Below are 11,167 nucleotides of genomic sequence, written 5' to 3' on the forward strand. Positions count from 1 at the left end.
GGCGATTCATTCTCGGATCCGCGCCGAGCGAGCGAATATCTTTCTTTATACGACAGAAAGTTAAGAAAATGCTTTCGTTGACTCGGCTGCGAGTCAATTGAATATTCAAGTTGTTGATCCCTCGACGGATCATTCACCGAAATTGAGGACGCATGACATGCTCGGCCGCGAGGCCGGGCCGCTTCGTGCGTCGATCCAGCCCTGCCGTGCGATTGCGCGGACCGGAGACTTCCGATGACCGACGATCCGTCACATCCGGGACCCACAGGATCGGGCCGGATGCCCTCGCGCCGCCTGCTGCTGCGGGCCGGTGCCGCCGCGATGGCCGCGCCCTTCGGCCTCGGCATGGGCGCGGGCCAGGCCTGGGCGCCCGGGCCGGGCGCGCCGTTCGATCACGGCCCGCTCTGCCGGCCGGCCGCAGCTGAGGCCGCTGTGGGGCCGCTCCGGCCGGTCAAGCTGGCCTGGAACGCCACCGCGATCTGCACCGCCGCTGCGCCGGTCGCCAAGGAACAGGGCATCTTCGCCAAGCACGGTCTCGACGTCGAATTCGTCAATTTCGGCGGTGCCACCGAGGCCCTGCTGGAAGCCATAGCCACCGGCAAGGCCGATGCCGGGATCGGCATGGCCCTGCGTTGGCTCAAGCCCCTGGAACAGGGCTTCGACGTCAGGATCACCGCCGGCCTGCATGGCGGCTGCCTCAGGCTGCTGGCCGACAAATCCAGCGGGATCACGGACATCGCGTCCCTCAAGGGCAAGACCATCGCGATCAGCGATCAGGCGAGCCCGGCCAAGAATTTCTTCAGCCTGCAGCTGGCCAAGGCCGGGATCGACCCCGATAGCGGCGTCGAGTGGCGGCAATACCCGGTCGATCTGCTGAATCTGGCGGTGGAGAAGGGCGAGGCCCAGGCCCTGGCCGATGGCGACCCGCGGACCTGGATCTGGCTCAAGGACCCGCGCTTCACCGAGATCTCGACCAACCTTGCGGGGGAATATGCCGACCGCTCGTGCTGCGTGGTCGCGGTCCGCGGCAGCCTGTTGCGCAACGACCGGGCGGTCGCCGCGTCGCTCACCCGGGCGATCCTGGAGGGCGGGCATGCCGTCCACGAGAACCCGGAGGCGGCCGCAAGGGCGTTCTCCGGCTACGGCGGCAAGGGCTCGATCGAGGATCTCGCCGCGATGCTGCGCAGCCAGCATCACGGCGACAGCCCGGTCGGCGGCCGGCTCAAGCAGCAGCTCGCCCTCTACGGCGATGAATTGAAGCTCGTGAACGTCCTGAAGCGCTCGACCGACACGGCGAAGTTCGCCGAGCGGATCTACGCCGACGTCCTGAGCTGAGGAGCCTCATGTCCGGAAGCATCACCGCGGGCACGGCGCTGCGAACCGCCGCCGTACCGACGCGTCTGTCCTATCCGCCCTGGCGTGTGCTGGCGGCCGGGATCGTCTGGCTCGTGCTCGCCGGACTCACCCTGCAGTTGCCCGAGGCGGGCGACTTCCCGAGGACGGCCGTGTTCGCCCAGGGATCGGCAGCGATCGGCCTGGCTGTGCTGCCGCTGGGTCTGCTCGCCGGCCGGCTCGGGACCTTCGGGACACGGCTCCGGCACTGGAGCCCGTGGCTCGCCGTCATCGCCCTTGTCCTGCTGACCTGGGAACTCGTCACGGCGAAGTTCGACCTGCTACCGATGCCGTTCTTCCCGCCGCCCCAGGCGATCCTGGAGGTCTTCCTCGACGATTGGCCGAAACTCGGCGGCAGCACGCTGAACTCGCTGATCCTGTTGGCCGGCGGCTATGCCTTCGGGGCGGGGATCGGCTTCGTGCTCGGTGTCGCCATCGGGAGCTCGAAGGCGGTGGGCTACTGGGCGCATCCGGTGCTGCGCTTCGTCGGCCCGCTCCCCGCGACCGCGTGGCTGCCCCTGGCCTTCTTCGTGTTCCCGTCCTCGTGGTCGGCGAGCACCTTCCTGGTCGCGCTGGCCACCGGCTTCCCGGTCACGGTGCTGACTTGGTCCGGGGTCGCCGGCGTCAACAAGGCCTATTTCGACGTGGCGCGGACGCTCGGCGCCTCGCGCAGCTTCCTGATCCTGCGGGTGGCCATCCCGGCGGCGCTGCCGCACGTCTTCGTCGGCCTGTTCATGGGGCTCGGCGGCTCCTTTGCGGTGCTGGTGGTGGCCGAGATGCTCGGCGTGAAATCGGGCCTCGGCTGGTACCTGCAATGGGCCCAGGGCTGGGCAGCCTACGCCAACATGTACGCCGCGCTGATCGTGATGGCGCTGATGTGCTCGTCGCTGATCACATTGCTGTTTCGCCTGCGCGACCGTCTGCTCGCCTGGCAGAAGGGGCTGGTGCAATGGTAGCCGCGACGCAGGAACGGCCGGCGGCCCAGTCCGTCGGTGCCAGCCTGAACGTGGAGGCGGTCAGTCACGCCTTCGACATCCGCGGTACGCCCTTGCCGGTGCTGGATCGGGTCGGCCTCGCCGTCGAGCCGGGCGGGTTCGTGGCTCTGCTCGGCCCTTCCGGCTGCGGCAAGTCCACCCTGCTGCGGCTGGTCGCCGGCCTGGAGCCGCCGGACCAGGGCCTCATCACGGTCGACGGTGATCTGGTGGAGGGGCCGGACCCGTCCCGGCTGCTCGTCTTCCAGGATCCGACCCTGTACCCGTGGCGCACCGTGCGCGGGAATGTGGCCCTGGGGCTTGAAGCCCAGGGCGTCGGCCGCGCGGCTCGGGCGGCGCGCATCGATCAGGCGCTGGGACTCGTCGGTCTCGCTGGCTTCGCGGATGCCTACCCGCACCAGCTCTCCGGCGGCATGGCGCAGCGGGCGGCTTTGGCCCGGGCGCTGGTCAACGAGCCGCGCCTGCTGCTCCTGGACGAACCATTGGGCAAGCTCGACGCCCTGACCCGGCTCGCTATGCAAGCCGAGATCCTGCGGCTCTGGCAGGAGAAGCGCTTCACGGCCGTGCTCGTCACCCACGATGTCGAGGAGGCGTTGATCCTGGCCGAGCGCGTGATCGTGCTGGGCGACCGCCCGGCCGCGATCCGGGCCGAACTCCCGGTCGACGCCCCCTATCCGCGCCACCGTGACGATCCCGACCTCGTCCGGCTGCGCCGGACGATCCTGGAAATCCTCGGCCAGACCACCTGAGCGCACGAATCCCTGCGGCGCGCGGCGTTGCGGATCCCAAACTCCGGGCCGCGCGCTGCGAACCTGTGCGTGCACGCCTTCCCCAAAACTTCGCCCGAACTAGGTTCCGCTCATGCGCTCCTCACGCCGATCCCTCCTGGCCGCCGGCCTCGCCCTGATCTCCGCGATCGGCCTGTTCGCGCCTGCGGCCCGGGCCGAGGATCCGAAGGAGATCCGCCTGGATTGGGCGACCTACAATCCGGTCGGCCTCCTCCTGAAGGAGAAGGGGTTTCTGGAGGAAGCCCTCAAGCCGAAGGGCATCCGGGTGCGTTGGGTCCAGTCGCTCGGCTCCAACAAGGCGCTCGAATTCCTGAATGCCGGCGCGATCGATATCGGCTCGGCCGCCGGTGCGGCCGCTTTGGTCGCGCGGATCAACGGCAATCCGATCAACGCGGTCTACGCCTTCTCGCGTCCCGAATGGACGGCGTTGGTCACCCGTAAGGAGACCGGCATCGCCAAGCCCGCCGACCTGAAGGGCAAGCGCGTCGCCGTCACCCGCGGCACCGACCCGCACATCTTCCTCATCCGCGCGCTCCAGGGCGCGGGCCTGACCGAGAAGGATGCGAAGCTCGTCCTGCTGCAGCATCCGGACGGCCGAACGGCCCTCGACCGCGGCGATGTCGACGCCTGGGCCGGCCTCGATCCGTTGATGGCGGCGGCCGAGATCGAGAACGGCGACGTCCTGTTCCACCGCGACCCGGCGGCCAACACCTGGGGCCTGCTCGACGTGCGCGAGGACTTCGCCAAGGCCCATCCCGATCTGGTCCGCACGGTGATCGCCGCCTACGAGCAGGCGCGCGCCTACGCGCTGGCGAACCCGCAGGCCCTCTCGGCGGCCTTGGTCGCCGCGACCAAGCTGCCCGAACCCGTGATCGCCCGCCAGCTCGAGCGTACCGACCTGTCCCAGCCGACGATCGGGCCGGCACAGGCCGAATCGATCAAGGCCGCCGGCCTGGCCCTGCAACAAGCCGGCGTGATCCCCGCCGCCACGGATGTCACCGCGGCGGTCGACGGCCTGCTCGATTCCGGCTTCAACCCCGTCGCGACGCGTTGAGAACCGGGGCGCTGATGCGGCAGGGCGGCCGCGTCGGTCTCGGGCTCGTCCTGCCGCTGGCCTTGGCGATCGGCTGGGAGATCGCGGTCGATACCGGCCTGGTCTCCGGCCGCCTGCTGCCGCCCCCGAGCCGGATCGGCGCGACGCTGCTGGACCTGGCGACCTCGGGTGACCTCCTCATGCATGTCGAGGCGACGCTGATCCGGGTCGGCCTCGGATTCCTCTGGGGGGCCGCCGCCGGGATCCTGGCGGGGGCGCTGGTCGCGACGCTTCCGACCCTGCGCTGGCTCCTCGATCCGACCTTGCAGGCCCTGCGGGCCGTGCCGTCGCTGGCCTGGGTCCCGTTGTTCATCCTGTGGTTCGGGATCCTTGAGACGCCGAAGGTGCTGCTGATCGCCGTGGGGGTGTTCTTCCCGGTCTATGTCGGGGTCTCCGGCGCGATCGCCTCGGTGGACCGCAAGCTCGTCGAGGTCGGGCGTATCTTCCGGCTGTCGCGGTTCGCCCTGGCTTGGCGGATCCTCCTGCCCGCGGTGCTGCCGGCGACCCTGGTCGGGTTGCGCACGGGGCTCGGCCTCGGCTTCCTGTTCGTGGTGGCGGCGGAGTTGATGGGCGCCTCGGAGGGCCTCGGTTATCTGCTGGTCGACGGCCAGCAATTCAGCAAGCCCGATCAGATCGTCGCCGCCATCATCACCTTCGCGCTCGCCGGCAAGCTGGCCGACATGGTCCTGGTGACGCTGACCCGACCCTTGACGCGCTGGCAGGATACCGCCCGGGAGAGCCTGTGACGGGCGCAAGCGTGCGCCTGGCGCGAGACCCATCAATGCAACCGCTCACGCAAGACACCCCCGTGCTCATCGTCGACGATCTTTCGAAGACCTACGCGGACGGCACGCAGGCGCTGGCCGGAATCAGCCTGTCGGTGCGGCCGGGCGAGATCGTCGCGCTCATCGGCGGCTCGGGCTGCGGAAAGACGACCTTGCTGCGGCTGATCGCGGGCCTCGACCACGCGAGCCGCGGCACCGTGCAGGTCGATGGTGAGACGATCCGCGAGCCGCATCCGCATGTCGGCGTCGTCTTCCAGGAGGCGCGGCTCCTGCCCTGGCTGGATGTCGCGGGCAATGTCGGCTTCGGTCTCGCCGGGCTCCCCCGGTCCGAGCGCCGGGCGCGGGTCGCCCGGGCGCTGGAGCGGATCGGTCTGGCCGAGCATGGCGGCCGCTGGCCGCGGGAGCTGTCCGGAGGGCAGCAGCAACGCGTCGCCATTGCCCGGGCGTTCGTGACCAATCCCCGCGTGCTGCTCTTGGACGAGCCGTTCTCGGCGCTCGACGCCTTCACCCGCAGGGATCTGCACGATCAGCTCCTGAGCCTGTGGGGCGAGACGAAGCCGACGATTCTGCTCGTCACCCACGATGTCGGCGAGGCGGTGACGCTGGCCGATCGGGTGGTGGTGATGCGCCCGCGGCCGGGCCGGCTCGATGAGACCATCGACATCGGCCTCGCCCGCCCGCGCGACCCCGTCGCAGCCCATCATGAGGGGGCGGTGCGCCTGGTGATGGCCGCCCTCGACCGCTCCCTGCGGCCGGCCGCAACCCAGCAGCCCATTGCCCCCGAGACCCGTGCCGCGTGGTGGTAGGGTCTCTTCCCGAAACCCTCGCCAAACCCCTCGTCCTGGATGACACGATGCCCATCTCCCGCCGAAGCCTGATCGCCGGTCTCGCCGCCGCCGCGCTCCTCGCACCGCAGCGCGCCGCCCGGGCGGCCGCGACCCTTCGCATCGGCTACCAGCGCTCCTCGACGCTGATCGCGCTGCTGCGCCAGAACGGCAATCTGGAGCGGGCGCTGGCGCCGCTCGGCACCGGGCTGTCCTGGCACGAATTCACCAGCGGGCTTCCGATCATGGAAGCGCTCAATGCCGGGCAGATCGACGTTTCGGCCGACGTGGCCGACACCGTTCCGATCTTCGCGCAGGCCGCCGGCGCCCGGATCACCTACCTTGCCCAGGAAGCGCCCTCGCCGGACGCGCAGGCGATCCTCGTGCCCGAGACCTCGCCCGCCAAGACGGTCGCGGACCTTCGTGGAAAGCGGGTCGCCGTCACCAAGGGCGCCGGGAGCCACTACCTGCTGCTGGCGGCCCTCACGGAGGCCGGCCTCACCTTCAAGGACATCGTTCCGGCCTACCTGACCCCCGCCGACGGCCGGGCCGCGCTCACCAGCGGAGGGGTCGAGGCCTGGGTCGCCTGGGATCCGTTCCTCTCCGCCGCCCAGCAGCAATCGGGCGCCCGGGTCCTGCGCGACGGCGCCGGGCTGTCGCTGTACACGCGCTACTATCTCGCGGCCGATCCGTATGTGGCCGCCAACGGCCCGGTTCTCGCCGCCCTGTTCGGCCAGCTCGCCGAGACCGGCGCCTGGGTGAAGGCGCAGCCGGCCGAGGCGGCGGCCCTTCTCGCGCCCCTGTGGAAGATCGAGCCGGAGGTGATCCTGCGGGCGAATGCGCGCCGCAGCTACCGGGTGGAGCCGGTGACGCGGGCGGGCCTGTCCGAGCAGCAGAAGATCGCCGACGCGTTCAAGGCCGAAGGGCTGCTGCCCCGCCCCGTGGACGCAAGCGCTCTTGGCATCTGGGCGCCGCCGGCGCGCTGAAACCCGAGGAGCCTCTCAAAAACGCCCTCCGCACATTGTGTGCAGAGGGCCAGCGCCCGGTGATCGGGCGTTTTGTGCAGTGCTCTAAGCGCGGGGCACGCCCAAGACCTTTCGGCTCTCCTCCGCCAGAACCGCGTGACGCACCGCTTCTGGCCCGACGGTTGGCGTCTCCTGGGCCGCCTTCGCGATGAGCGCCTTGAATCGCTTCTTGTCCCAGGACCGCGAGCGCAGGCTTTTCAGCACGGCCTCGAGCACGACCTGCACGGCGCGCGACCGCTGCCGCTCGCGCAGGAGTTCGGCGGCCAGCAGCGGATCGCGGAACTGGGCCGCGCCGAGCGGCACGACGAGGACCGCGTTCTCGGCCAGGGCCGGATCCTCCTCGACGGTCGCCGTCAAACCGTCGGCACCCTTCCGCCGGTTGAGGATCTTCGTCGCTTCGTTCAGCAGGATGTGGTGCTGGATGGGGGCCAGCGCATTCGCCGGAACGTCCTGGCCCGCCAGCGCGATCTGCTGCCGGAAGCGGCGGCGGTTCAGGCCGAACCGGCCCAGGTTGGCCTGCACGGCCGAGAGAACCCGTCGCAGGGCTTGCGTGCGATACTCGGCTTTCAAAAGCCGATCACGGAGGAGAGCCGCCGACTCGCCCAGCGGTCCGTTCGGCAGCTGGCGCGCCTGCTCGGCGAGTTCAACGATCACGCGCTGCATCAGGGCGGTGCGTTCACGCCGGGCCTCGTCGGCGGTGAGGCGCGGCGCGCCCTTGCGAAGCCAGACGAAGAATTCCGTCGCGTGCCGCTCCTGAAGCTCATCGACCTGCAGGTCCAGATAGCCGAGCAGCGACAATTCCAGGATCATCAGACTGAAGCTCGACGGCACGAACACCCAGGCATGTGCGTCGGTGTAATCCGGACGCGTCACGGCGGCGTGCCATTGCGGTGCGTCGGTCACGGGATTGGCCGGCTCGACCGGCCGAATGTCGTCGGCGGCCCAGGCCCCGACCCCGCCCGATTTCAAAGCCATGTTCAGGGCGTAATCGATATGCGTCCGCAGCGTGTGCCGGTCTCGCCGCTCCAGGAAGGCTGTGACCGCGTCGGCGGTGGCGGAGAGCGAGCGGTAGAAGTCAAAGCACTTGCGCTTGTCCGGCACGGCCAGGATCACGACGCCATCCGGCCTCAGCAACGTCTCTGCGGCACGCAGGAACGTGACGATGTCGGTCGTGTGCTCGATGACGTGGCTGGCGATGAAAGCGTCGAACGTCCCGTGCTGATCGGTCGGGACCGCATCCGCCAGGGAACCGCCGGTCCAGACGATGTCGACCGCCTCGATCCGGTCTATCGTCTGGTCATGGTATTTCTGGAGCAACTCCTCACGCGAGGCGTGATCGACCACAATTGTGTTCCAACCGTCCCGCTTCGGGGCAAGGGGATTGAAGCTGGGGCCGATCTCGATGATCCGCGCGTCTTTGTTCAGGGATCGCAGAAGTTGCTGCGCTCGCTCCATATCCAGCTTAGCTCCTAATTAGCGTCCCGCCGCGTACGATAGCGGCGGATTATCAAACTGCCGTCGCGAAGGAAAATGTCTGGTGGAGAAAAGGCCGCTCGCCGTCGTCACCATGGCGTTCAACGAAAAAACGATGTTGCCGCTCTGGTTGAGGCATTACGAACGGCAGGTCGGGGCCGAGAATTGCTACGTCCTCGATCATGGCTCCGACGATGGCTCGACCGTCGGGATCAACGCGAACCTGATCCGCCTTCCGAGAATGCCCCTCGACGAATGGGAGCGCGTGAACACGATCCGCGATTTCTGCGCTTCGTTGTTCATCGGGTTCAAGGGCGTGCTCTTCGCCGATGCCGATGAACTGATCGTCGTCGATCCGGATGTGGCGCCGTCGCTGGCGCACTACATTGCGGCCCGTGACGTGCCGGCGGTGCTCGACCTGTTCGGTTCCGATGTCCGTCATGTCGAGGGTGAAGCGCCGATTGATCTGCAAAGCCCCGTCTCGCTTCAGAGACGGTATGTCCGCCCGATATCGACACTCTGCAAGGCGACGCTGATCTCAAAGCGCACAGATTGGCATATCGGTTTTCATTGTGTCGTCCACGATCACCGGCCGAAATTCGGCGACCTGTTTCTGTTTCACTTGGCCCATTGCGATAACGACATTTTGTTCGAGCGTCAGAAGAAACGCAATTCCGCTGCACCGGTCGGCATCCCGGATTCGCATCATGCCATCGCGCCGACGACGTTTCTCGACCATATCAAGTCGGACATCGCAGGACTTGCGCACAGACGCGTCGAGTTGCGTCCCGGCGAAGATCTCTTCGAAACAACGAAGAGGATATTTGCCGACGCAATCGAGCGCAAGAGTTGGGCACAGGCGGCGGATCTCTGGCAATTGCCGAACCGCTTCGTCGGATTGTTCTGATGAACCTGAGTACCGGCCCGATCGGACGTTTCGGTTTCACGGCCGCGCCGAGAAATTTGACGGCTGGGCGGGAGGTGCGTAGCAGCATGCCCGACGCGAACCTTCGCAAGCCGCCGCTTCGGCCGATCGCGCCGGCCCGCGTATCACGATCCATCGAAGCTGCGCTGGAGGGGCCGCATTTCTGACCTCGGCCTTCTGGGCGCGCTTCGCTCTTCCGATTTTTGGGCCGAGCGCGTCGCGAATCTCGCCCACGCGGCCCTGATCGCCGAGCTCGAAACCTGGCCGAAGCCCGGCCTTGTCAGCCCGATCGATTCGGGCAGCCATCAGGACATGGATGCCGGCACCTTGCGCCGCAGCGCGGCGGCGATCCGACCCTATTTCGCCGACCTCGTCGCCGCCGGAGAATGCGGCACCGGAATGGCCGAGCTTCGGGCGATCGGCCTGAGGGCCGAGGCGGCGATGCTGGCGGCGACCGGCGGCGTCAACGCCCATCGCGGCGCCATCTTCTCGCTCGGGCTGATCTGTGCCGGTGCGGGCGCGTCCGGGGCTGCACCCGCCGCGGCCGAAGAACGGGCCGAGGCCGTGGGGCGGCTATGGGGCGGGGCCATCGCCCAGGCGCCGACCTCTGCGGATAGCCATGGCGGCCGAGCCGCGCGCCGTTACGGCGTCGGGGGCGCCAGCGCGGAGGCCGCTGCCGGCTTTCCGACCGTCCGGGCCGTGGGCCTGCCGGCACTGCGTCTCGGCCGGGTGTGGGTGCCGGACGATCCTGAGGCGGCCCGGGTGCAATGTTTCTTCGCGCTGCTGGCTGTCGTGGACGACACCAACCTGCTCCACCGCGGCGGGCCGGATGGGCTGGACCGGGCGCAGGCCGCGGCGGCAGGCTTCCTCGAAGCCGGCGGGATCGCGGCGCCGGATTGGCGGGACCGCGCCGTTGCGATCCATCGCAGCTTCGTGGCGGCGCGCCTGAGCCCCGGCGGCTGCGCCGATCTGCTCGCCACGACGCTGTTCCTCGAAGCGCTGTCCGAATCCGCGTGACGCGTGCTGCACCGTTCGGCCGCATGGGAACAAGCGCGGCCGCTTCCTACATCGGCTTCGTCTTCCGCCACGCCCCGGCCAGCCTCGTGTCCCTGATCAGGTTCGCGCTCCTCGCGCTCGTTCTTCTCTTCCTCGTGCCGGTCGCGGTCTCGGCGACGCTGTACTGGCTGCGCGCGGACGGTGACTGGCGCTCGGCCGACCGGTCCAGTGCCGGCCTCCTTCCGACCGAGACCCAACAGGCGGCGGTCGTCCGGATCTTCTCCGCCCGCACGGTGAGTTGGCGCGGCATCGTCGCGACCCACAGCTGGATCGTGATCAAGGGGGCCGGCGAGCGCCGCTACCGCCGCTACGACTACACGGCCTGGGGCCAGCCGATCTGGATCGACCGATTCGTGCCGGACGGCCGCTGGTTCGGGAACGCCCCCGAGACCGTGTTCGCAGCGGACGGGCCGGAGGCGCAGGCGATGCTGCCGCGCATCCGCAAGGCCGTGGCCGAGTACCGCTACGCCCGGCCCGGCGATTACGTGGTCTGGCCTGGGCCGAACTCGAACACCTTCGTGGCGGCCGTGATGGCCGCGGTTCCGGAGATGCGGGTGAGCCTGCCGGCAACGGCAATCGGCAAGGACTTTCCCTATGACGGACGATGGATCGGATGGACGCCCTCGGGCACCGGCATCCGGATCAATCTCGGCGGCTATCTCGGGCTGACGCTCGCCTGGGTCGAGGGTCTGGAGCTGAACCTGCTCGGTGGCGTGGCCGGGATCGACCTGCGCCGCCCGGGGATCAAGCTGCCGGCCATCGGGCGCGTGGGGATCTAGCGCATCATCCCGAAAGGTGGCCGCCGGCTTTCGGG

At 68.8% G+C, this 11,167-nt stretch carries 12 protein-coding genes; 11 read left to right on the forward strand and 1 reads right to left on the reverse strand.

The window, feature by feature from the left end; translation table 11 throughout:
- Positions 1-234: 234 nt before the first annotated feature.
- The 7 genes from MKK67_RS10750 (at position 235) to MKK67_RS10780 (ending at position 6,860) form a co-directional block, all read left to right on the forward strand.
- Positions 235-1,335: an ABC transporter substrate-binding protein gene (locus MKK67_RS10750; protein WP_243964107.1), complete on the forward strand. Its 1,101-nt coding sequence runs from the start codon at positions 235-237 to the stop codon at positions 1,333-1,335.
- 8 nt (positions 1,336-1,343) lie between these two features.
- Positions 1,344-2,348 carry an ABC transporter permease gene (locus MKK67_RS10755; protein ID WP_243964108.1) on the forward strand — a complete coding sequence of 335 codons (1,005 nt, stop codon included), beginning with the start codon at positions 1,344-1,346 and terminating at the stop codon, positions 2,346-2,348.
- Positions 2,342-3,133, forward strand: a complete 792-nt coding sequence (locus MKK67_RS10760; protein ID WP_243964110.1) for an ABC transporter ATP-binding protein — start codon at positions 2,342-2,344, stop codon at positions 3,131-3,133. The genes MKK67_RS10755 and MKK67_RS10760 overlap by 7 nt, the downstream gene beginning before the upstream one ends.
- A gap of 112 nt (positions 3,134-3,245) precedes the next feature.
- Positions 3,246-4,226 carry an aliphatic sulfonate ABC transporter substrate-binding protein gene (locus MKK67_RS10765; protein WP_243964119.1) on the forward strand — a complete coding sequence of 327 codons (981 nt, stop codon included), beginning with the start codon at positions 3,246-3,248 and terminating at the stop codon, positions 4,224-4,226.
- A 14-nt stretch (positions 4,227-4,240) separates the two neighbouring features.
- On the forward strand, positions 4,241-5,011 hold the full coding sequence (locus tag MKK67_RS10770) for an ABC transporter permease (protein WP_243964122.1): 771 nt from the start codon (positions 4,241-4,243) through the stop codon (positions 5,009-5,011).
- 62 nt (positions 5,012-5,073) lie between these two features.
- The gene (locus MKK67_RS10775; RefSeq protein ID WP_243964124.1) at positions 5,074-5,856 is read left to right on the forward strand and encodes an ABC transporter ATP-binding protein; all 783 of its coding nucleotides are present in this window, start codon (positions 5,074-5,076) and stop codon (positions 5,854-5,856) included.
- 47 nt (positions 5,857-5,903) lie between these two features.
- Positions 5,904-6,860, forward strand: coding sequence for an aliphatic sulfonate ABC transporter substrate-binding protein (locus tag MKK67_RS10780; RefSeq protein WP_243964138.1), 957 nt, complete (start codon positions 5,904-5,906; stop codon positions 6,858-6,860).
- A gap of 84 nt (positions 6,861-6,944) precedes the next feature.
- On the opposite strand, the gene MKK67_RS10785 is transcribed toward MKK67_RS10780, so the two are convergent.
- Positions 6,945-8,354 (reverse strand): class I SAM-dependent methyltransferase, encoded by a 1,410-nt coding sequence (locus tag MKK67_RS10785; RefSeq protein WP_243964147.1) that lies wholly within the window; start codon positions 8,352-8,354, stop codon positions 6,945-6,947.
- Positions 8,355-8,436: 82 nt separating this feature from the next.
- Between MKK67_RS10785 and MKK67_RS10790 the strand changes: the two genes are divergently transcribed.
- The 4 genes from MKK67_RS10790 (at position 8,437) to MKK67_RS10805 (ending at position 11,132) form a co-directional block, all read left to right on the forward strand.
- Positions 8,437-9,279 (forward strand): glycosyltransferase family 2 protein, encoded by an 843-nt coding sequence (locus tag MKK67_RS10790; RefSeq protein WP_243964149.1) that lies wholly within the window; start codon positions 8,437-8,439, stop codon positions 9,277-9,279.
- Positions 9,279-9,464, forward strand: coding sequence for a hypothetical protein (locus MKK67_RS10795; RefSeq protein ID WP_243964151.1), 186 nt, complete (start codon positions 9,279-9,281; stop codon positions 9,462-9,464). Before MKK67_RS10790 ends, MKK67_RS10795 begins: the two co-directional genes overlap by 1 nt.
- Positions 9,465-9,474: 10 nt before the next feature.
- On the forward strand, positions 9,475-10,314 hold the full coding sequence (mdcB, locus tag MKK67_RS10800) for a triphosphoribosyl-dephospho-CoA synthase MdcB (protein WP_279601564.1): 840 nt from the start codon (positions 9,475-9,477) through the stop codon (positions 10,312-10,314).
- A gap of 86 nt (positions 10,315-10,400) precedes the next feature.
- Entirely contained in the window at positions 10,401-11,132 is a 732-nt protein-coding gene (locus MKK67_RS10805) for a DUF3750 domain-containing protein (protein WP_243964161.1), read from the forward strand.
- The last annotated feature ends 35 nt before the right edge of the window (positions 11,133-11,167 follow it).

It is taken from the genome of Methylobacterium sp. J-072, assembly GCF_022829425.1.
Taxonomy (GTDB): Bacteria; Pseudomonadota; Alphaproteobacteria; order Rhizobiales; family Beijerinckiaceae; genus Methylobacterium.

Bases quoted from the DNA above. Each gene is read 5' to 3' on its own strand.
- MKK67_RS10750 (WP_243964107.1), top strand. From the start codon at position 235: ATGACCGACGATCCGTCACATCCGGGACCCACAGGATCGGGCCGGATG.
- MKK67_RS10760 (WP_243964110.1), top strand. From the start codon at position 2,342: ATGGTAGCCGCGACGCAGGAACGGCCGGCGGCCCAGTCCGTCGGTGCC.
- MKK67_RS10785 (WP_243964147.1), bottom strand. From the start codon at position 8,354: ATGGAGCGAGCGCAGCAACTTCTGCGATCCCTGAACAAAGACGCGCGG.
- MKK67_RS10780 (WP_243964138.1), top strand. From the start codon at position 5,904: ATGCCCATCTCCCGCCGAAGCCTGATCGCCGGTCTCGCCGCCGCCGCG.
- MKK67_RS10755 (WP_243964108.1), top strand. From the start codon at position 1,344: ATGTCCGGAAGCATCACCGCGGGCACGGCGCTGCGAACCGCCGCCGTA.
- MKK67_RS10770 (WP_243964122.1), top strand. From the start codon at position 4,241: ATGCGGCAGGGCGGCCGCGTCGGTCTCGGGCTCGTCCTGCCGCTGGCC.
- MKK67_RS10765 (WP_243964119.1), top strand. From the start codon at position 3,246: ATGCGCTCCTCACGCCGATCCCTCCTGGCCGCCGGCCTCGCCCTGATC.
- MKK67_RS10795 (WP_243964151.1), top strand. From the start codon at position 9,279: ATGAACCTGAGTACCGGCCCGATCGGACGTTTCGGTTTCACGGCCGCG.